The organism is Niveibacterium terrae (genome assembly GCF_048213115.1).
GTDB lineage: Bacteria > Pseudomonadota > Gammaproteobacteria > Burkholderiales > Rhodocyclaceae > Niveibacterium > Niveibacterium terrae.
On the sequence record NZ_CP172404.1, the window covers coordinates 3,280,314 to 3,302,500 of the forward strand.

The window sequence follows — 22,187 nt, forward strand, 5'->3', positions numbered from 1 at the left end:
CCGACTCAGTCCCTGGTTACCCGCAGCAACTCCTCGGCCGAGGTGATGCCTTCGGAGAGCAGACGCATGCCGTCATCGCGCAGGCTTCTCAGCCCGGTCACATGGCCGGCCTCGCGCAGCTCGGCTTCGGAAGCCTGGTCGTGCACCAGGCCCTGGACCGTCTCGTTGACGGTCAGAAGTTCATAGACGCCGGTCCGCCCCGCATAGCCGGTGTTGCCGCAAGCTGCGCAGCCGGTCGGCCGCCACAGCGTATCGGGGCACCCCTCTCCGATCACCGCCTTGTCGGCCGCACTGGCCGGATAGGGCGCACGGCAGCTCGGACACAGCTTGCGCACCAGGCGCTGGGCCAGCGCGCCGCGCAGCGTCGAAGCGAGCAGGAAAGGCTCGACCCCCATGTCGATCAGACGCGTGACGGCCGAAGGCGCGTCGTTCGTGTGCAGCGTCGCCAGCACCATGTGGCCGGTCAGCGACGCCTGAACCGCGATCTGCGCGGTTTCGAGGTCACGGATTTCGCCGATCATGATCACGTCCGGGTCCTGACGCAGGATCGAGCGCAGGGCCCGCGCGAAGGTCAGCTCGACCCGGGCGTTGACCTGGATCTGCCCGACCCCGGGCAAGTCGTACTCGACCGGATCCTCGACCGTGACGATGTTCCGGGTGTGCCCGTCCAGCGTGCGCAGCGCCGCATACAGAGTCGTTGTCTTGCCCGAACCGGTCGGTCCAGTCACGAGCAGGATGCCGTGCGGCTGAGCGAGCAGGTGATCGAAAGCCCGCCCGGTCTCGGGCGCCATGCCCAGCGCGTCGAGTCCGAACTGGGTCGCGTCCTTGTCGAGCAGACGCAGCACGATCCGCTCTCCGTGCGAAGTCGGCAGCGTCGAGACGCGCACGTCGATCTGGCGGCCGGCGAGCCGGACGCCGATGCGGCCGTCCTGGGGCAGCCGCTTCTCGGCGATGTCCAGGCTGGCCATGATCTTGATGCGCGAGGCCATCGCCGCATGCAGCGCGCGATGCGGTCGGGCGACTTCGACGAGCACGCCGTCGCGCCTCAGGCGCACGACTGAATAGGTCTCGTAAGGCTCGATGTGGATGTCGGACGCCTGCTGGCGGACCGCCTGGGTCAGCAGCGCATTGATCATCCGGATGATCGGCGCGTCGTCTTCGGCTTCGAGCAGATCCTCGACCGGCGGCAGCTCCTGCATCAGCTGCGAAACGTCGATGTCCTGCCCGACGTCGGCGGCAATCTCGGCGGCATTGTTCTCGCCGCCGCTATAGGCTTCGGACAGCCTGGCCTCGAAAGCGCCGCGACTCAAAGACGAGAGCTTGAGCGGCTGACCGAGCATCCTCCGCACTTCGGCCAGCGCCAGCGGACTGGCATCCTCGCGCGCAAAGACTTCGGCCTGCGTTTCCCCGACTTCGCCGAGCAGCACGCCGTGGGCGCGCGCGAAGGCATAGGGCAGCCTCTGGGACGGAGTACTCATTGCTTCTGGGCTTCGCTCGCAGCGGCCGAACCGGCCTTTTCCGCATCGCCCTGAAGCATCCGGGGCACAACGATATCCGGCTCTTCGAGCTTGGGCATCATCTTGTTCGGATGCGGATCCGCTTTCTTCAGCGTGCCGATGATGTCCTGGTAGCGATCGGTGGTCATCGCGCCATAGGCCTCGGGGTCGCGCAGGATCCGCGGACGGAGGAAGACCACCATATTCGTCTTGGAATGAGAACGGGAGTCATAGCGGAACAGGCTGCCCAGAACCGGCAGATCGCCGAAGAAAGGCACTTTTTCGACCGAGCCGGTCACGGTGTCCTCGATCAGGCCGCCCAGCGCGATGATCGAGCCGTCGTCGATCAGCACCGTCGAATCGATGGACCGCTTGTTGGTCGTCGGGCCCAGCGTTGCGGAGGTGCTCGCCACCGAGGAGCTCTCCTGGCTGATGATCAGCTTTACCGAACCACCTTCGGAGATCTGCGGTTTCAGTTTCAAGGTCAGGCCGACGTCCTTGCGCTCGACGGTCGTGAAGGGATTGCTGGTCGTCGAGCTGCTGGTCGTATACGAACCGGTCACGAAAGGCACGTTCTGGCCGATCAGGATCTTCGCCTCCTCGTTGTCCATCGTCACGATCGTCGGCGTCGACAGGATGTTGTTCTTCGACGAGTTCTGCAGGAAGTGGGCCAGCATGTTCAGGTTCAGAATCTTCGTCCCGTTGATCGTCAGCGAACCGGCGCTGACCAGAACGTTCATCCCGTTGGCGAGCGTCGTCGGCGAAGTCGCGACGCCGAGGATATTGGTGCCCTCGGAGGTCGAGCCAAAGCTGGTGCCGCCATAGAGACCATTGGTGGCATTGCCGGCCATCCACTGGATCCCCATTTCGGTTGCATTCTTCGAAGTCGTCTCGACGATCAGCGCTTCGACCAGAACCTGGGCGCGCCGCCGGTCGAGCATGTCGATGACTTTGCGCAGATTGTTATAGATCGGTTCGGGCGCGGTGATGATCAGCGCGTTGCTGGTCGCATCGGCCTGGATCATGCCGCCGCCGGACGAGGAGCCTGAGCCAGAGCCCGAGGACGAGCTGCTGGAGGGCAGAGCGCTGGAAGAGCTGGAGCCGAGGCTGCCGCTCGAACTGCTCGTCGTACTGGAACTGGTACTGGCGCTAGAGCTCAGACCGCTGCTCGTCGGCGACGAGATCGCGCTGGAGTCGCCGCTGATCACCGCCCTCAGGGTCTGGGCAACCTTGGTCGCTTCGGCGTTCTTCAGATAGATCACGCGGATATTGCCAGCGGCGCCGGGTTGATCAAGATTGCTGACCAGGCTGCGCACCATCGCCAGCTTGGACGGATTGTCCGAGCGCACGAGCAGGCTGTTCGTATGCGTATCCGCCTGAACAGCAATGCGCTGGCTGCCATCCCCGGCCCCCGCGGCGCCGCTACCGGAATCCGCGACCAGCTTGTTGATCGTGTTCGCGAGATCCAGCGCCGAAGCGTGCTGAACCGGAATGATGCGGATCCCGCCCTGGGGCACGTCGATCGAGTTGATGACCTGGCGGATCCTGGCCACGTTCTCCGCATAGTCGGTGACGACCAGCGTGTTGTTGCCGGCATAGGCCGTGACCGTATTGTTCGGCGACACCAGAGGCCTGACGACCGGAACCAGCTGAGCGGCCGATTCGTTGCGGATCGTGAAGATCTCGGTGACGATCCGGTCGCCCCCCGCCATGAGCTTGTTCTTGCCGACCTTGACACCGTGCAGCTTGGCATCGACTTCCGGCAGGATCTTGATGACTCCGTGCCCTTCGACGGCAGTGAAACCCTGCATCCTCAGCGAGGACAGCAGGATCTGATAGGTCAGCGCCTTGGGCACCGGCTGCTGGGTCGTGATGTTGAGCGTCCCCTTGACCCGGGGATCGACAATGAAGTTCTTGCCGGTGATCTTGCCGATCGCGCGAATCACCGCATCAATGTCGGCGTTGACGAAATTGAGCGTGACGCTCTCGGAGTCATCGGCCCGGGACGCCAGCGGCACAGCGCAAGCCAGGGAAAGCAGCAGCGCCGCAGAAACTCGGCGCAGGGAACGTGAGCAGGTCATTGATTGAGCGAATTGTCGTTGGTCGGTTGCGTCGCAGTCTGGCTCTGGGGCTGAGGCTGAGGCTGAGGATTTGCCTGGGGAAGCTGGCCATTCTGGACCATATTGACCGAAGGCTGAGCGGAAGGTGTGGGCATCGGAGCGTTTCCGTGCCCCGGCATCGCGGAAGCGGATTGAACAGGAGCGGCATGCGCGGAGGCCGGATCGACCAGCTTCACGGTCTCGCGCGCGCCACTGCGTTCGATCTCAACCGATTCGGCATGGATCGCGACGAGTTTCGCTCCGGGCGACACCTCTTCGCCGACGATGAAGCCCTGGGCGGGCTTACCTTCTTCTTGGAGGATCGCAAAGCCGGGCGAACGCCCCGAGTTCGCCGCCACGCCGAGAAGCACAAAACGGCTCACCGGCTGGGCTGGCGAATTCTGGGCCGGCTCGCCAAAGAGATGTCGAGCACTGACACCTCGCGCGGCAGCGACAGGATCTGTCACTTCCGACGCGGGAAGGGCTAGCGGAACAGGCGAGCGCAGACGCCAGTACCAGCTGGCGCAGATCCAAGCGGCTACGGCCAGGGCTAGAACCCAGAGCACGGCGGCAACAAGGCGCGGCAAGGCAAGTTCAAGGCGGCGAGGAAGAGCGACAGACACGCGGAATCCGGTCAGAGCTGGGAAACCGCACATCCTACGCGAGCCGAGCGGAGGCGTGAAGACAGTCTTGCGCGCAGGACACGAAGCCTCATCAATGTGAACAGCGTGTGACCGCGAAGTCTGGACAAAAAAATTGGCCGGGTTTCCCCTGGGGGCCACCCGGCCTAACGGCTGCGCGTAATGAAACTTTGCCCATCGCTGGGCTGCACTCGCTCGACAACGGCTCCAGAGGGCGGATACCGCGTCCAGCGACGCATTGAGGAAAGATACTCCCCCGTCTCGGCAAAGGCTTCTTGACCGGAATTGCGCGGCAAGGACAGGAAGTTCAGATTGCGCCCGCCGGCGCCAAAAATAGAGCCACAGAATCATCGACTTACAAAAAAACCTCCGACGCTTTTGGCGCGGAGGTTTTTTGCGCAACACGAAACCTCAGCGAAGCGCCAGCCAGTAGTCGACGACCGGATCCGGGCTGAACGGCGAATGCTCGGGATCAAAAGTGAAGAAGGCCGGCTGGTCAGCCACCGTAAAGTGACAGTCGGGAAGCCAGGCTCCGAAGATGTACTGCAGCGTGTATTCCCAAGTCTGCCCCCCTCCGCGATGACTGAAACGGGCCTCCCGGCAGGGGGGACGAACCAGCGCGACCAGCCCTTCCGGGAGATTCGCAAACTCGGTCACTTCGATGCAGGGCATCACGAAACCCTGGATGCTCCGCTCGTCGGCCCCGGTGATATCGCTGCACAAGCCAGCGAGCGCGTTCGCGCGAACCGGAATCGCGGCGATCAGAGGCTCAAACTCTTTCCAGGCAGCGAGGCCCAGCTCAATCAGATCGAAGGCTTCGGGCGCAACCGAGAACTCGGACTTGATGCCGACCAGACGGCGCGCCGGACTGTCGACGAACTCGGCTTCGGTGCTGAGCCCGGAGTGAAGGTGAGACAGATAGTCCGTCGTGATGTGCGGAATCCCCCGGGGCAGCTTGGGTGGCAAGCCCTGGGCGCGGAATTCGCGCGGGCTGGCGCCGAACTGGGCCCGGAAGGCCCGCGTGAAGGCTTCATGCGTCTCGAACCCGGCACCAAAAGCGACATCGATGATGTTCTGCTGGGTTTCGAGCAGTTCATAGGCAGCCCGGGTCAGACGGCGGCGGCGGATGTAGTCCTTGACGGTTTCGCCGACGGTCGCGCGGAACACGCGCAGAAAATGCCAAAAGGACATCTCGGTGCGCGCGGCGAGTTGCTGGATATCGAGCGCGTCGTCGAGATGCTCGTCGATGTAGTCGATCGTGGCCTGGATGCGCACGATACTGGCGGGAAGTCTGTCCATGGCGAGAATTTACCGCAGCCGGGGCGGGAGCCGAAACCCGTTTCGCGCAAATCACCGTTCAGACGCCCCATCTGACCGTAGTCAAACTACAAAAAATGTAAGCGGGCGTTTCTTGACAAGCCCTTTAACAACAAGCACATTTGAGTTTCGATCGCTCGGCTGCGCACATCCAAGAAACAAAATTACAACAACAGCGATTGCAATCCATACTTTGCTTCAGGAGACAAAAGATGACTTGGCAAAGCATTGGGGCGGTCTGGGTGCGTGCGCGCGCCTTGCTCGTCCTTTGCAGTCTGGCCGTCCTCACCGCGTGCGGTGGGGGGAACGACAACAACACAACATCGTCCGAGCTCGCGTTCTGCGACGCGACCGACTTCCAGCAGGTTCTGAACGCGGTTCCGGCAACTGCCGCGGCTGCGACAAACCGCAAGACAGCCTCGGCAGCGACAACGCTGACCGTCCACTACAAGCGCAAGGCCGGCGACTACACCGGCTGGCAGATCCACACCTGGGGCGCGGGCGCAGATCCGGGCTGGAACAAGGGCTATAACTCGACCGGCTCCGACAGCTTCGGCGTGATCTATCAGCCGACCCTGGCCACCGAAACCGGCGCGGTCGGCTATCTTTTCCACAATGGCGACACCAAGGACCACGGCGGCGCGGACCAGAGCTATACGCTGCACTCGGGCGCCAACGAGATCTGGCGGATCGAAGGCGACACGGTCACCTATACGACCAACCCCGACAACGCCGCGACTCCGAACATCACGACGGTGCGCGTCCACTACAAGCGCTATGACTCGGGCTATGCGAACTGGGGTCTGCACCTGTGGGACGGCAGTGGTCTGAACGCCGCAGCCCTGCCCTCGGGCCTGACGATCGCCAATTGGGACAGCCCGGTTCCGCTGAGCAGCATGACCGGCTATGCGACCGACTCCTTCGGCGCCACCTTCGACATCCCGGTTCTGAACCCGACTGACAACGCAGCGAATCCGACGACTCTCCAGTTCATCGTCCACAAGATCGGCGACGTCAACAACAAGGATGGCTGGAGCGACAACATCAAGGTTCCGTATGCCGCGCTGACGATCACGAACAAGGTCGGCGAAATCTGGCTGGTCCAGGAGGATGCGACCGTCTACTACACGAAGCCCGACTCCCGCTCGGTCTCGACGACCGACGCGAAAGCCTACTGGCTGACCAAGAACCTGATCCAGTGGCCGAAAATCGATTCTTCGGGCGTGTTCAAGCTCTACTACTCAAAGACCGGCCAGATCGTCGCGACCAAGGACGCGAAGGTCAGCGGCGCGGACGGCTCGGTCACGCTGACCGCAGGCGGAACGGTACCAGCCGATGCGGCGACCCGCTTCAAGTACGTCGCTGCGGGCGTCGTGCTGACGACCGAAGCGAAGGACTCCGAACTGATCGCGGCCCACGCGAATCAGCTGGTTCTGGTCCAGGAAGACGCTTCCGGCAATGTCCAGAACGCAACGACCGCCCAGGTGGCCGGCGCGTTTGACGAACTGTTCTCGGGCGCCCAGTCGGTCACCGACCTCGGCGCGACGGTCGCCAGCGGCAAGACGACGCTCAAGCTGTGGGCCCCGAGCGCCCAGAAGGTCAGCGTCTGCTCCTACGACAGCGGCACCGGCAAGGCCACCGCGATCGAAGCGGCCACGAAGGACGAGGCAACCGGCGTGTGGACCCTGTCCAAGAGCACCGATCTGTCCGGCAAGTACTATACGTATGTCGTCGACGTGTTCGTCCGCGGCAAGGGACTGATCCGCAACCGCGTCACCGACCCGTACTCGGTCAGCCTGACGACCGATTCCAAGCGCAGCTACATCGCCGACCTCGGCTCAGCCAGCCTGAAGCCGGAAGGATGGGACGACGCGACGAAGAACCCGAACCCGACCCTGGCCAATCAGGTCGACATGTCGGTCTATGAGCTGCATGTCCGCGACTTCTCGATCAACGACAGCACCGTGCCGGATGCGCACAAGGGCAAGTACCTCGCCTTCACCGACACGACGTCAAACGGCATGAAGCACCTGATCGCGCTGAAGAACGCCGGCCTGACCGACGTGCACCTGCTGCCGGTCTTCGACTTCGCGACCGTTCCGGAATCGGGCTGCAAGACTCCGACGATCTCGTCCAGCAGCGTTGGCGACTCGACGATCGCGAAGGACGCGGTCACCGCAGTCATCGACGATGACTGCTTCAACTGGGGCTACGACCCGTACCACTACACGGCGCCTGAAGGCAGCTATGCGACCGACGCCGCCGACGGAGCGACACGGATCAAGGAGTTCCGCCAGATGGTGATGGCGCTGCACGCACAGGGTCTGCGCGTCGGCATGGACGTGGTCTACAACCACACGAGCACCGACGGTCAGTACGAGAAGTCCGTGCTCGACCGCATCGTTCCGGGGTATTACCAACGCCTGTCGTCCAGCGGCTCGGTCACGAAGGACACCTGCTGCTCCGACACCGCCGCTGAAAACGCGATGATGGCGAAGCTGATGACCGAATCGGTCAAGACCTGGGCCACCCAGTACAAGATCGACTCCTTCCGCTTCGACCTGATGGGCTTCCATCCGCGCAAGGTTATGGAAAACCTGAAGACCGCCGTCAACACCGCGACCGGACGGGACGTGTTCCTGATCGGCGAAGGCTGGAACTACGGCGTCGTCGCGAACGGAGCCCGCTTCGAGCAGGCCTCGCAGCTGTCGATGAACGGCACCGGAATCGGCACCTTCAGCGACCGCGGTCGCGACCGGATCCGCGGCGGCAACTACAACCAGACCCGCGATCAAGGCTATGTGACCGGCTACTTCTATGACCCGAACGATGCCGCATCCGGTCAGACGAAGGCCGACCTGATGGACTTCGCCGATGTGGTCCGCGTCGCGATGGCAGGTTCGCTACGCTCCTACACCTTCACCGACCGCAAGGACAACGCAGCAGCGAACGGAACGACCGTGCTCTACGGTTCCGATCCTGCCGGCTACGTCAGCGAGCCTCAGGAGGTCGTCAACTACTACGAGAACCACGACAACGCGACGATGTGGGATGCGATCGTAGCCAAGATGCCGAAGACCACGAGTCTGGACGATCGGGTCCGCGCGCAATCCCTGGCCGCAGCGATCAACAGCCTGAGCCAGGGGGTCGCGTACTTCCACGCCGGCTCCGACATCCTGCGTTCGAAGTCGCTGAGCAGTGACAGCTACAACTCGGGTGACTGGTTCAACCGCCTCGACTGGAGCTACACGGCCAACAACTTCGGCGTCGGCATGCCGCTCAAGTCCGACACGGACATCGCGACGGCATTCCTGGCCTCCGCGGTCTACAAGAACTACCAGCCGGCAGGCACGCAGATCACCGCGGCCCGCGACGTGTTCCGCGAATTCCTTGCGATCCGCAACAGCTCCACGCTGTTCCGGATGCGCTCGGCCGCGGACATCAAGAGCCGTCTGAAGTTCTACAACACCGGTTCGACCCAGGAGCCGACCGTGATCGCCGCCCACCTCGATGGCACGAGCTATGCGGGTGCGAACTACAGCGACGTCGTCTATGTCGTCAACGTCGACAAACAGGCGCACTCGGTAGTGATCGGCTCTGAAGCGGGCAAGTCCTATGCGCTTCACCCGGTTCAGGCGAGCAGCGTCGATGCCGCCGTCAAGACTTCGACTTTCGCTTCGGGCACCGGCACCTTCTCGGTTCCGGCGCGCACCGCCGCGGTCTTCGTCGTGTCGCCGGCGAAGTAAAGCGGTTTCCGGCTGGCCTACGGGCCAGCCATCCCGCAAAAACGCCGCCCTCGGGCGGCGTTTTTTTTGGAAGCGCTCTAGCGCTTGAACGTTCCGATCAGACAGGCCTCGGCGAGAATGTGTCCCTTCATCGCCTCTTCGAGCTTCGCCTTGGTCGGTTTGTTCAGATCCGGCAAGCGGACATCGAGCGCATAGAGCTTGTGGAAATAGCGGTGACGGCCTCTCGGCGGTTTGGGGCCGCCATAGCCGGTCCGCTTCCAGTCGTTGATCCCCTCCTGCGTGCCAGCGGGCAATTCCCGCGCCCCCTCAGGCAAGCCGGAAAGCTCGACCGGAAGGTTGTAGAGCAGCCAATGCACCCAGGTCATCGTCGGGGCGGCCGGATCCGGCGCATCGGGGTCGTCGACGATCAGGACCAGACTCCTGGCCCCATCGGGAACCCCTGTCCAGGCAAGCGGCGGCGAGATGTCCCGCCCCTGCCCCGTTGAAATCACGCCCGTATAGAGCACGGGAATCTCCCCCATCTCGACAAACGCTTTCGAACTGATCGTCAGACTCATCTCTGGCCTCTCTGCATCGCGCGAACCTTCCCACCGTAGAGGCTCCTGAGCCGATTGCAAGCCTCCCCTCCCCGCTTCATTCGCCGCCGAAGCAGCGGAAGCGGATCGGCGACATTCCGGTCCACCGCTTGAACTGCCGTGAGAAGTGAGCCGGATCGGCATAGCCAAGCATTTCACCGACTTCGCCGATCTGCCGCCCCGGATCGCGCAGCAATTCGCACGCGCGGGCCAGCCTGAGGCGGGAGCGATACTGCTGCGGAGACAAGCCATAGACCCGGGAGAAGAGTTCTTGCCCATGAGCGGGGCTGTAGCCCAGACGCCGAATCAGCGCGGCGATCGACTCTTCGGCTTGCGGCGTTGCGATCTGAGCCTCGATCGCCCGCGCCAGCGTCCCGACCATCTGCAGCTGCGCGGCCTGCAGCCGGGAGCCTTCAGCAAGCGACTCCTGGTAGGCGCCGGCAAGCGCGGCCAGCATCTCGCACAGCAGCATCAGCGAGCCGAGCTTGCCCGCGATGTCGCCGCTCGCCGGTCGCAGAGCCGCCGCGACCAGCTTCTCGGCCGCCGGCCTGACGGCGCGGGCGACCCGCGAGTCCGCAGCAAAAACCGTCGTCCCTGCCGCGCACAGCATCTGGCGGAGCGCCGCGTCATCGCAGTCGAAGTGCAGGCACCAGTAGGCCATCGAAGCGTCGCCGGCGTTGCGGCTGGCGTGCAGGTCGCCCGGCGCGACGATCAGCAGATCGCCGCAGGCCTGTTCCAGAGTGCCGACCGCCGTCTCGGTTCGCTGCACGCCTTCGATCACGCAGTTGAGTTCGAAAAAACGGTGGCCGTGCCTGGGATAGGCCCAGGTTTCGGGAACACGCCGATAGTGCGTCCCCCAGAGTTTGAAACTCCCAGAACAGTCGGGCAGGTAGGCGCTCTCGACCGCAGACAGGATCGCGGCCTGGGCGCCGAGAGGGAGCAGTTCGGTGTGGGCCATCGCTCGGTGCGCTCTTCGCTCGGGGGCAGAGGAAGTCCAGTATCGAGCGAATCCGGGAAATGGGCAACTCGGGCCCATGACTGGGCATCGGACAGCGGGGCACGGACGAATACGATGCCCTTTCAGGAGGAATCATGTCCGATATCCGTTTCATCAATGCTCATCACTCCCCCCTCGGCGCCTTCGCCAGCTTCACGCTGGGCTACCCCGGAGCCTCGGGAGGCCTGGATCTGGAACGTGGCCAGCCCCCCAGGGAGCCAGTCTTTGTTGCGCTGGAGCGCGCCGATGATTCCCGCGTTTTCGATGCGCTCCCCTTCTTCGATCCCCCGCGCGAAGACGACTCGGCCCGCTTCTCGACGGCACACGACGAGATCGCCCGAATCGGAGCGCGCGTCCGCCTTGAGACCTTCCCCGAGGCCGAGCTTCGCCGGGAGTTCAGGCTGGCCAGTGACAGCTGGAGCGCCGGCGACCTGCATTTCACGATCTACACTCCCGCGCTGAGCGCACCGGATCCTGATAGCGCCAGCGAGGCGGCGCTCCGCGCTGCGCTGGTTCCGGCTATCTATGTTGAAATCGAGATCGACAATCGCCGCCACGATCAGGCACGACAGCTCGCTTTCGGCTACATCGGCAGCGATCCCTACCGCGCGATGCGCCACTTCAGGTCGGACAAGATGGTCGGGGTCGGCCAGGGACGGGAAACCCTGATCGCGAGCAACGCTCCGGGCTGCTGGAGCGGAATCGGCTTTCATCCCGGATTGATCCTCGGCGACGAACACCCCGAGAACAGGCTCTGGAGTCTTGGCCAGTGCGGACTGCTCATCGCCGAAGCGGCCCCGCGCACCTTGACCCGGCTGCGCTATGCCGTGGCCTTTCACCGCGACGGTATCGTCAGCACGGGCCTCGATGCCCGCTACCTCTACAACCGCTGGTTTGACAGCGTCGAGTCGGCGGCGGGCTTCGCGCTCGCGCACTTCGACGAGGCCAAAGCCGAAGCGCTGCGGCAGGACGAGGAACTTGTCGCGAGCGGACTGACCGCGAACCAGCAGTTCATGCTGGCTCATGCGACACGCGCCTATGCGGGCAGCTCGCAACTGCTCGAAGTCGGAGCTCGCCCGCTCTGGGTCGTCAATGAGGGCGAGTACCGGATGATCAACACCTTCGATCTGACCGTCGATCATCTCTTTCACGAACTCATCCATCACCCGTGGGCGGTGCGCAACGTCCTCGACCAGTACCGCGAGCGTTACAGCTACCGCGACAAGCTTCGCCTGCCTGGGGCGACGACCGAGTACGAAGGAGGGATTGCCTTCACGCACGACATGGGCGTCGGCAACGTGTTCTCCGATCCCGGTCATTCCTGCTATGAGCGCGCGGGCATCTCGGGCTGCTTTTCGCAGATGACCCAGGAACAGCTGACGAACTGGGTGCTCTGCGCGGGCGCCTATGTCGAAGCCAGCGGCGATGAAACCTGGCTCAAGGCCAACGCATCGACGCTGATCGATTGCCTGAACAGCCTGGTCCGTCGCGACCACCCGGATCCTGCCCTGCGCGACGGCGTCATGCACGCCGAGAGCAGCCGCTGCCAGGGTGGAGCCGAGATCACGACCTACGACAGCCTGGACAGCTCGCTCGGCCAGGCCAGGGCAAACACCTATCTGGCAGGGAAGTGCTGGGCCAGCTATCTGGCGCTCGAAACGCTGCTGAAGCGGCTGGGGCATCAGACCGAGTCGTCTCTGGCCGCGGACCAGGCAAAACGCTGCGCCGCGACCCTGCTCGCATCCGTACAGGCGGACGGCACGATCCCGGCCATCCTCGAACCGGGCACCTCGGGCCATGCCTCCCGGATCATTCCCGCGATCGAAGGTCTGATCTATCCGTGGGTCAGCGGGCGCCGCGATGCCTGCTCGCCCAACGGCCCCTACGGTGAATATGTGTGCGCGCTCAAACGCCACCTCGAAGCCGTGCTGAAAGTCGGCGTCTGCCTCTTCCCCGATGGGGGCTGGAAGCTGTCAGCCACCAGCACGAACAGCTGGCTCTCGAAGATATACCTCGCTCAGCACATCGCGCGGCAGATTCTCGGACTCAGCACGGAATCGACCGATGCCGCCGATGCGGCTCACGCCGCCTGGCTGACCGATCCGCGCAACGCCTTCTGGAGCTGGAGCGACCAGATCGATGCCGGCGAAGCCATCGGCAGCAAATACTATCCACGGGGAGTCACGGCGACCCTGTGGCTGGACGAAGCCCCCCGCTGACGAGGGGGCAAGGTGGAGCCGTTTGATAAAACAGGGGCGCGCGAATGCGCCCGACTCACCAGAGGAGACAAACATGAAACCGGTACAGATGCGCGCACTGACAGGACTGGCGCTGGCTTTGGCGATGGCGGGGGCAAGCCAGGCCGCTACCACGCTGACCGTCGCGTCCTTCCCGAGCTTTGACGAGGCGGTCAAGGCGGCGATTCCGCTGTACAAGAAGGCTCACCCGGACGTCGAGATCAAGCTGGTCAGCCTCGCCTTCGGTGACCACCACAATGCGATGACCACGGCGCTCGCCGCCGGCGTCAATCTGCCCGACGTGATGGCGGTCGAAGTCGGCTTCATCGGCAAGTTTGCCGCTTCGGGCGGCCTCGAAGACCTGTCGAAGGCACCGTACAGCGCGATGCAGTACAAGGCGAAGTTCGCGAAATTCACGGTTCCCCAGGCGACCGGCGGAGCCGGCAACCTCGCCGCGATCCCGGCCGACATCGGCCCGGGTGCGCTGTTCTATCGCAAGGATCTTCTGGACAAGGCCGGCGTCACCGAAGCTCAGCTGACGCAGAGCTGGGAAAGCTACATCGCTTCGGGCAAGAAGCTCAAGAGCGCTACCGGCGCCTATCTGCTCTCCAACGCGGTCGACCTCAAGGACATCTACATCCGCTCGGGCCTGAAGGACGGCGAAGGCATCTACTTCGACAAGCAGCACCGCGTGCTCGTCGACTCCCCGCGTTTCGTCAAGGCCTTCGAACTCGCCAAGGCGGCCCGCACGGCCGGCATCGACGCAAAGGTCAATGCCTGGACCAACGAATGGTCGGAAGGACTCAGGCGCGGCCAGGTCGCGTCCCAGATGATGGGCGCCTGGCTCGCCGGACACCTGAGCAGCTGGCTGGCCCCCTCCACCAAGGGACTGTGGCGTTCCGCCCAGCTGCCGAACAAGGCCTTCGCGTCGTGGGGCGGCTCCTTCTATTCGATCCCGGTCAAGGCCGAGCACAAGAAGGAAGCCTGGGACTTCATCAAGTTCATGGCTCTGGACAAGGGCATGCAGCTCGAAGCCTTCCGCTCGCTCGACGCTTTCCCGTCGCTGATCGAAGCGCAGAACGATCCCTTCCTCGACAAGCCGATCGCCTTCCTTGGCAATCAGCCCGCGCGCAAGCTCTGGAAGGTCGCGGCTGACAGGATCCCGGCTGTCGCGGTCGACAAGTTCGATCCGGTGGCGAACGAGATCGTCAACGCCGAACTTGAGAAGGTTCTCGAGCAGAACAAGGACATCAAGCAGGCTCTTACCGACGCGAAGACGCAGATCGCACGCCGCATCCGTCGCTGATTCAGCACCGCCCCCTCTCCTGCTCGCGGGAGAGGGGGGATGAACAAAAACAGCTTTGCCGCGGATCACGCGGACAGGCGCGGATCAGGCCAGGGATTTCAGAGCTTAGACATCAGCCCGCATTCCAGGTCGCCCGGTTTTGTTCTGAAAAATCCGCGTTCTTCCACGCAATCCGCGGCGAGGCTTCTTCCGCCTGGGTAAACGAGAACACCCCCTGCGCCTGTTGAGGCGAGGGGGTGTCGGAATGGGTAGCCTGACGCTGACCTACTTTCTCACGCAAGAAGCGCAATATCATCGGCGCGGCTTCGTTTCACTGTCCTGTTCGGGATGGGAAGGAGTGGGACCAAAGCGCTATGGGCGTCAGGCTGAAACTGGAAAGGCATGAATTAGGTTGCGATTGTCGCACATTAAAGCTTGCGTCGCACCTTGAATACTCAAGGTTATAGGATCAAGCCGCACGGGCAATTAGTACTGGTTAGCTTAACGCATTACTGCGCTTCCACACCCAGCCTATCAACGTGGTGGTCTTCCACGACCCTTTAGCGGGATCAAGTCCCGAGGGAAGTCTCATCTTGAGGCGAGTTTCCCGCTTAGATGCTTTCAGCGGTTATCTCTTCCGGATTTAGCTACCCGGCAATGCCACTGGCGTGACAACCGGTACACCAGAGATCCGTCCACTCCGGTCCTCTCGTACTAGGAGCAGGCCCCCTCAAACTTCCAGCGCCCACGGCAGATAGGGACCAAACTGTCTCACGACGTTTTAAACCCAGCTCACGTACCACTTTAAATGGCGAACAGCCATACCCTTGGGACCGGCTACAGCCCCAGGATGTGATGAGCCGACATCGAGGTGCCAAACTCCGCCGTCGATGTGAACTCTTGGGCGGAATCAGCCTGTTATCCCCAGAGTACCTTTTATCCGTTGAGCGATGGCCCTTCCATACAGAACCACCGGATCACTATGACCTGCTTTCGCACCTGCTCGACTTGTGGGTCTCGCAGTCAAGCCTCCTTTTGCCATTGCACTATCAGTACGATTTCCGACCGTACCTAGGAGACCTTCGTACTCCTCCGTTACTCTTTGGGAGGAGACCGCCCCAGTCAAACTGCCTACCATGCACGGTCCCCGATCTGGATTCACAGACCAAGGTTAGAACCTCAACGACACCAGGGTGGTATTTCAAGGACGGCTCCTCCAGAACTAGCGTCCTGGTCTCAAAGCCTCCCACCTATCCTACACAGGTCCCGTCAAAGTCCAATGCAAAGCTACAGTAAAGGTTCATGGGGTCTTTCCGTCTAGCCGCGGGGAGATTGCATCTTCACAAACATTTCAACTTCGCTGAGTCTCAGGAGGAGACAGTGTGGCCATCGTTACGCCATTCGTGCAGGTCGGAACTTACCCGACAAGGAATTTCGCTACCTTAGGACCGTTATAGTTACGGCCGCCGTTTACCGGGGCTTCGATCAAGAGCTTGCACCCCATCACTTAACCTTCCGGCACCGGGCAGGCGTCACACCCTATACGTCCACTTTCGTGTTTGCAGAGTGCTGTGTTTTTATTAAACAGTCGCAGCCACCGATTCTCTGCGGCCTCTTCGCCCTTCGGATGTTCTCCTACAAGCTAATGAGGCATACCTTCTCCCGAAGTTACGGTATAAATTTGCCGAGTTCCTTCTCCTGAGTTCTCTCAAGCGCCTTGGTATTTTCAACCTGCCCACCTGTGTCGGTTTGCGGTACGGTCACTCTTTAACTGAAGCTTAGAGGCTTTTCCTGGGAGCTTGGTATTAGCCACTTCGCGAACAAGTTCGCTCGTTATCACCCCTCAGCTAAGCCGCGCGGATTTGCCTACGCAGCACGCCTACAGGCTTGAACCGGGACATCCAACACCCGGCTGACCTAACCTTCTCCGTCCCCCCATCGCATTAAAGAGCGGTACAGGAATATTGACCTGTTTCCCATCGACTACGCATTTCTGCCTCGCCTTAGGGGCCGACTCACCCTACGCCGATGAACGTTGCGTAGGAAACCTTGGGCTTTCGGCGAACGGGCTTTTCACCCGTTTTATCGCTACTCATGTCAGCATTCGCACTTCTGATATCTCCAGCAGACCTCTCGATCCACCTTCGCAGACTTACAGAACGCTCCCCTACCATGTGTCATAGACACATCCGCAGCTTCGGCTCGTGGCTTGAGCCCCGTTACATCTTCCGCGCAGGACGACTCGACTAGTGAGCTATTACGCTTTCTTTAAAGGGTGGCTGCTTCTAAGCCAACCTCCTAGCTGTCTATGCCTTCCCACTTCGTTTTCCACTTAGCCACGCATTTGGGGCCTTAGCTGGCGGTCTGGGTTGTTTCCCTCTTGACCCAGGACGTTAGCACCCCAGGTCTGTCTCCCATGCTCGCACTTCTCGGTATTCGGAGTTTGCTATCGCGAGGTAGGTCGCAATGACCCCCTCAACGATTACAGTGCTCTACCCCCGAGAGTGATACATGAGGCGCTACCTAAATAGCTTTCGGGGAGAACCAGCTATCTCCGGATTTGTTTAGCCTTTCACCCCTATCCACAGCTCATCCCCTAATTTTTCAACATTAGTGGGTTCGGACCTCCAGCTGGTGTTACCCAACCTTCATCCTGGCCATGGATAGATCATCCGGTTTCGGGTCTACGCCCTGCAACTATGTCGCCCTATTCAGACTCGCTTTCGCTACGCCTCCCCTATTCGGTTAAGCTTGCTACAGAACGTAAGTCGCTGACCCATTATACAAAAGGTACGCAGTCACCCCACAAGGAGGCTCCCACTGTTTGTATGCATGCGGTTTCAGGATCTATTTCACTCCCCTCCCGGGGTTCTTTTCGCCTTTCCCTCACGGTACTTGTTCACTATCGGTCGATTACGAGTATTTAGCCTTGGAGGATGGTCCCCCCATATTCAGACAAGGTTTCTCGTGCCCCGCCCTACTTGTCGTGCGCTTAGTACCATCGATGTGTTTTCGCGTACGGGGCTATCACCCTTTATTGCCGGACTTTCCAGACCGTTCCACTAACACTTCGATTATCACGCACAGGCTCATCCCAATTCGCTCGCCACTACTATGGGAATCTCGGTTGATTTCTTTTCCTGCAGCTACTTAGATGTTTCAGTTCGCTGCGTTCGCCTCCGCGCACCTATGTATTCAGTGCGGGATACTCCTTGCGGAGTGGGTTTCCCCATTCGGACATCTCCGGATCAAAGCTTGTTTGCCAGCTCCCCGGAGCTTTTCGCAGGCTACAACGTCCTTCATCGCCTGTAATCGCCAAGGCATCCACCACATGCACTTAGTCGCTTGATCCTATAACCTTGAACCCTTGGTTTCCCAAGGAAAGTCACAGGTGCAACTCAGCATTTAATGTCTGACGTCTTCATCGCTGGTTCAATAGGATGAATTCGTCGATGCAATCACAACCTCATTCAAAACAACACACAGCGTTGTTTTGATTTCATGCCTTCCAGATTTTTAAAGAACAGGACTCCAGAGGAGTCATGGATGAGGAGTGCTCACTCTTCATTCACGACGCTTCTAGTTCTGTTTCGCGAGAAACACATTCTTGGTGGAGCTGGACGGGATCGAACCGACGACATCCTGCTTGCAAAGCAGGCGCTCTCCCAACTGAGCTACAGCCCCTTTCCGTGTCACTGCCACACCAGTTTTCACTGGTGGGTCTGGTTGGATTCGAACCAACGACCCCCGCCTTATCAAGACGATGCTCTAACCGGCTGAGCTACAGACCCATGTAGCTTCTCGCTTTTAATGAACAACCGATAAGTTGTGGGAGCTCAAGCTCTGCTTTGCTCTAGAAAGGAGGTGATCCAGCCGCACCTTCCGGTACGGCTACCTTGTTACGACTTCACCCCAGTCATGAATCCCACCGTGGTAGGCGCCCCCCTTGCGGTTAGGCTACCTGCTTCTGGTGAAACCCACTCCCATGGTGTGACGGGCGGTGTGTACAAGACCCGGGAACGTATTCACCGCGGCATGCTGATCCGCGATTACTAGCGATTCCGACTTCACGCAGTCGAGTTGCAGACTACGATCCGGACTACGATCGGCTTTCTGGGATTGGCTCCACCTCGCGGCTTGGCAACCCTCTGTACCGACCATTGTATGACGTGTGAAGCCCTACCCATAAGGGCCATGAGGACTTGACGTCATCCCCACCTTCCTCCGGTTTGTCACCGGCAGTCTCATTAGAGTGCTCTTGCGTAGCAACTAATGACAAGGGTTGCGCTCGTTGCGGGACTTAACCCAACATCTCACGACACGAGCTGACGACAGCCATGCAGCACCTGTGTTCAGGCTCCCTTTCGGGCACCAATCCATCTCTGGAAAGTTCCTGACATGTCAAGGGTAGGTAAGGTTTTTCGCGTTGCATCGAATTAATCCACATCATCCACCGCTTGTGCGGGTCCCCGTCAATTCCTTTGAGTTTTAACCTTGCGGCCGTACTCCCCAGGCGGTCGACTTCACGCGTTAGCTACGTTACTCAAAGGTTTTACCCTCCGAACAACTAGTCGACATCGTTTAGGGCGTGGACTACCAGGGTATCTAATCCTGTTTGCTCCCCACGCTTTCGTGCATGAGCGTCAGTACAGGCCCAGGGGGCTGCCTTCGCCATCGGTGTTCCTCCTGATATCTACGCATTTCACTGCTACACCAGGAATTCCACCCCCCTCTGCCGTACTCAAGTCTTGCAGTCACAACCGCAGTTCCCAGGTTGAGCCCGGGGATTTCACAGCTGTCTTACAAAACCGCCTGCGCACGCTTTACGCCCAGTAATTCCGATTAACGCTCGCACCCTACGTATTACCGCGGCTGCTGGCACGTAGTTAGCCGGTGCTTCTTCTTACAGTACCGTCATCCAGACGGATTATTTACCCGTCCGATTTCTTTCTGTCCGAAAGAGCTTTACAACCCGAAGGCCTTCTTCACTCACGCGGCATGGCTGGATCAGGGTTGCCCCCATTGTCCAAAATTCCCCACTGCTGCCTCCCGTAGGAGTCTGGGCCGTGTCTCAGTCCCAGTGTGGCTGATCATCCTCTCAGACCAGCTACAGATCGTCGCCTTGGTGAGCTTTTACCTCACCAACTAGCTAATCTGACATCGGCCGCTCCAATCGCGCGAGGCCTTTCGGTCCCCCGCTTTCTCCCTCAGGACGTATGCGGTATTAGCGTAACTTTCGCTACGTTATCCCCCACGACTGGGCACGTTCCGATGCATTACTCACCCGTTCGCCACTAACTCAAGGAGCAAGCTCCTTGAATCCGTTCGACTTGCATGTGTAAGGCATGCCGCCAGCGTTCAATCTGAGCCAGGATCAAACTCTTAAGTTCAATCCAAAATGGCCAAACTCATCATTGCTGACTTGGTTGGCACTCAATATTTTTGCTACATTGCAGACAAGCTGCAATTCGCATCACCTGAGCACCCACACTTATCGATTGTTCAAATTTTTAAAGATCGTTGCCTTTCGGCTCCGCTGCAGCGAAACATTGTTTGCGTTGCAGCGAGAGGTGAGATTCTGTCAGAACCAAACCCCAATGTCAAACATTTTGTTTTCGTTATCGATTCTGTCGGTTTAGTGACCTACAAAACCGATAACGAAAACACCCCATCGCCTCTGAGGCGAGGGGGTGTTGGAATGGGTAGCCTGACGCTGACCTACTTTCTCACGCAAGAAGCGCAATATCATCGGCGCGGCTTCGTTTCACTGTCCTGTTCGGGATGGGAAGGAGTGGGACCAAAGCGCTATGGGCGTCAGGCTGAAACTGGAAAGGCATGAATTAGGTTGCGATTGTCGCACATTAAAGCTTGCGTCGCACCTTGAATACTCAAGGTTATAGGATCAAGCCGCACGGGCAATTAGTACTGGTTAGCTTAACGCATTACTGCGCTTCCACACCCAGCCTATCAACGTGGTGGTCTTCCACGACCCTTTAGCGGGATCAAGTCCCGAGGGAAGTCTCATCTTGAGGCGAGTTTCCCGCTTAGATGCTTTCAGCGGTTATCTCTTCCGGATTTAGCTACCCGGCAATGCCACTGGCGTGACAACCGGTACACCAGAGATCCGTCCACTCCGGTCCTCTCGTACTAGGAGCAGGCCCCCTCAAACTTCCAGCGCCCACGGCAGATAGGGACCAAACTGTCTCACGACGTTTTAAACCCAGCTCACGTACCACTTTAAATGGCGAACAGCCATACCCTTGGGACCGGCTACAGCCCCAGGATGTGATGAGCCGACATCGAGGTGCCAAACTCCGCCGTCGATGTGAACTCTTGGGCGGAATCAGCCTGTTATCCCCAGAGTACCTTTTATCCGTTGAGCGATGGCCCTTCCATACAGAACCACCGGATCACTATGACCTGCTTTCGCACCTGCTCGACTTGTGGGTCTCGCAGTCAAGCCTCCTTTTGCCATTGCACTATCAGTACGATTTCCGACCGTACCTAGGAGACCTTCGTACTCCTCCGTTACTCTTTGGGAGGAGACCGCCCCAGTCAAACTGCCTACCATGCACGGTCCCCGATCTGGATTCACAGACCAAGGTTAGAACCTCAACGACACCAGGGTGGTATTTCAAGGACGGCTCCTCCAGAACTAGCGTCCTGGTCTCAAAGCCTCCCACCTATCCTACACAGGTCCCGTCAAAGTCCAATGCAAAGCTACAGTAAAGGTTCATGGGGTCTTTCCGTCTAGCCGCGGGGAGATTGCATCTTCACAAACATTTCAACTTCGCTGAGTCTCAGGAGGAGACAGTGTGGCCATCGTTACGCCATTCGTGCAGGTCGGAACTTACCCGACAAGGAATTTCGCTACCTTAGGACCGTTATAGTTACGGCCGCCGTTTACCGGGGCTTCGATCAAGAGCTTGCACCCCATCACTTAACCTTCCGGCACCGGGCAGGCGTCACACCCTATACGTCCACTTTCGTGTTTGCAGAGTGCTGTGTTTTTATTAAACAGTCGCAGCCACCGATTCTCTGCGGCCTCTTCGCCCTTCGGATGTTCTCCTACAAGCTAATGAGGCATACCTTCTCCCGAAGTTACGGTATAAATTTGCCGAGTTCCTTCTCCTGAGTTCTCTCAAGCGCCTTGGTATTTTCAACCTGCCCACCTGTGTCGGTTTGCGGTACGGTCACTCTTTAACTGAAGCTTAGAGGCTTTTCCTGGGAGCTTGGTATTAGCCACTTCGCGAACAAGTTCGCTCGTTATCACCCCTCAGCTAAGCCGCGCGGATTTGCCTACGCAGCACGCCTACAGGCTTGAACCGGGACATCCAACACCCGGCTGACCTAACCTTCTCCGTCCCCCCATCGCATTAAAGAGCGGTACAGGAATATTGACCTGTTTCCCATCGACTACGCATTTCTGCCTCGCCTTAGGGGCCGACTCACCCTACGCCGATGAACGTTGCGTAGGAAACCTTGGGCTTTCGGCGAACGGGCTTTTCACCCGTTTTATCGCTACTCATGTCAGCATTCGCACTTCTGATATCTCCAGCAGACCTCTCGATCCACCTTCGCAGACTTACAGAACGCTCCCCTACCATGTGTCATAGACACATCCGCAGCTTCGGCTCGTGGCTTGAGCCCCGTTACATCTTCCGCGCAGGACGACTCGACTAGTGAGCTATTACGCTTTCTTTAAAGGGTGGCTGCTTCTAAGCCAACCTCCTAGCTGTCTATGCCTTCCCACTTCGTTTTCCACTTAGCCACGCATTTGGGGCCTTAGCTGGC

Annotated in this window: 9 protein-coding genes, 2 tRNA genes, 5 rRNA genes and 1 pseudogene (1 of these 17 only partly in view); 4 read left to right on the forward strand and 13 right to left on the reverse strand. The window is 60.1% G+C overall.

Features of this window, described 5'->3' with window-relative positions; all coding sequences use genetic code 11:
- Positions 1–5: 5 nt before the first annotated feature.
- Genes gspE through ACHFB9_RS15260 form a run of 4 tightly spaced genes read right to left on the reverse strand, consistent with a single transcriptional unit; the run spans position 6 to position 5,535 of the window.
- Entirely contained in the window at positions 6–1,478 is a 1,473-nt protein-coding gene (gene gspE, locus ACHFB9_RS15245) for a type II secretion system ATPase GspE (protein ID WP_417068272.1), read from the reverse strand.
- The gene (gspD, locus tag ACHFB9_RS15250; protein ID WP_417068273.1) at positions 1,475–3,577 is read right to left on the reverse strand and encodes a type II secretion system secretin GspD; all 2,103 of its coding nucleotides are present in this window, start codon (positions 3,575–3,577) and stop codon (positions 1,475–1,477) included. Before gspD ends, gspE begins: the two co-directional genes overlap by 4 nt.
- Entirely contained in the window at positions 3,574–4,587 is a 1,014-nt protein-coding gene (locus ACHFB9_RS15255; RefSeq protein ID WP_417068274.1) for a type II secretion system protein N, read from the reverse strand. The genes gspD and ACHFB9_RS15255 overlap by 4 nt, the downstream gene beginning before the upstream one ends.
- A gap of 60 nt (positions 4,588–4,647) precedes the next feature.
- A complete protein-coding gene (locus ACHFB9_RS15260) occupies positions 4,648–5,535 on the reverse strand; it encodes a helix-turn-helix domain-containing protein (RefSeq protein WP_417068275.1) in 888 nt (295 codons plus the stop codon).
- 230 nt (positions 5,536–5,765) lie between these two features.
- Here ACHFB9_RS15260 and ACHFB9_RS15265 point away from each other — a divergent pair, with 230 nt between their 5' ends.
- Positions 5,766–9,299: an alpha-1,6-glucosidase domain-containing protein gene (locus ACHFB9_RS15265; RefSeq protein WP_417068276.1), complete on the forward strand. Its 3,534-nt coding sequence runs from the start codon at positions 5,766–5,768 to the stop codon at positions 9,297–9,299.
- Positions 9,300–9,376: 77 nt separating this feature from the next.
- Here ACHFB9_RS15265 and ACHFB9_RS15270 read toward each other — a convergent pair whose 3' ends face one another.
- Positions 9,377–9,856 (reverse strand): YbhB/YbcL family Raf kinase inhibitor-like protein, encoded by a 480-nt coding sequence (locus ACHFB9_RS15270; RefSeq protein ID WP_417068278.1) that lies wholly within the window; start codon positions 9,854–9,856, stop codon positions 9,377–9,379.
- A 76-nt stretch (positions 9,857–9,932) separates the two neighbouring features.
- Positions 9,933–10,832 carry an AraC family transcriptional regulator gene (locus ACHFB9_RS15275; protein ID WP_417068280.1) on the reverse strand — a complete coding sequence of 300 codons (900 nt, stop codon included), beginning with the start codon at positions 10,830–10,832 and terminating at the stop codon, positions 9,933–9,935.
- Between the two features lie 134 nt (positions 10,833–10,966).
- Between ACHFB9_RS15275 and ACHFB9_RS15280 the strand changes: the two are divergent.
- From ACHFB9_RS15280 to ACHFB9_RS15290, 3 genes and pseudogenes are all read left to right on the forward strand, one after another.
- A pseudogene (locus ACHFB9_RS15280) lies at positions 10,967–12,268 on the forward strand (glycoside hydrolase family 52 protein); the annotation flags it as partial.
- Between the two features lie 500 nt (positions 12,269–12,768).
- Positions 12,769–13,116, forward strand: coding sequence for a DUF6255 family natural product biosynthesis protein (locus ACHFB9_RS15285; RefSeq protein ID WP_417071405.1), 348 nt, complete (start codon positions 12,769–12,771; stop codon positions 13,114–13,116).
- Between the two features lie 47 nt (positions 13,117–13,163).
- On the forward strand, positions 13,164–14,414 hold the full coding sequence (locus ACHFB9_RS15290) for an ABC transporter substrate-binding protein (protein ID WP_417068281.1): 1,251 nt from the start codon (positions 13,164–13,166) through the stop codon (positions 14,412–14,414).
- Positions 14,415–14,665: 251 nt separating this feature from the next.
- Here the strand turns inward: ACHFB9_RS15290 and rrf (ACHFB9_RS15295) are convergent.
- From rrf (ACHFB9_RS15295) to ACHFB9_RS15325, 7 genes are all read right to left on the reverse strand, one after another.
- Positions 14,666–14,779 (reverse strand): 5S ribosomal RNA (gene rrf / locus ACHFB9_RS15295).
- A gap of 79 nt (positions 14,780–14,858) precedes the next feature.
- Positions 14,859–17,744: ribosomal RNA gene (locus ACHFB9_RS15300) — 23S ribosomal RNA — on the reverse strand.
- Positions 17,745–18,001: 257 nt separating this feature from the next.
- Positions 18,002–18,077 (reverse strand) — tRNA-Ala (locus tag ACHFB9_RS15305).
- Between the two features lie 30 nt (positions 18,078–18,107).
- Positions 18,108–18,184: transfer RNA gene (locus tag ACHFB9_RS15310), tRNA-Ile, on the reverse strand.
- 66 nt (positions 18,185–18,250) lie between these two features.
- Positions 18,251–19,783 (reverse strand): 16S ribosomal RNA (locus tag ACHFB9_RS15315).
- A 315-nt stretch (positions 19,784–20,098) separates the two neighbouring features.
- Positions 20,099–20,212 (reverse strand): 5S ribosomal RNA (gene rrf, locus ACHFB9_RS15320).
- A 79-nt stretch (positions 20,213–20,291) separates the two neighbouring features.
- Positions 20,292–22,187: ribosomal RNA gene (locus ACHFB9_RS15325) — 23S ribosomal RNA — on the reverse strand (it continues 990 nt past the right edge of the window).
- The 16S, 23S and 5S rRNA genes sit together here with 2 tRNA genes alongside, the layout of an rRNA operon.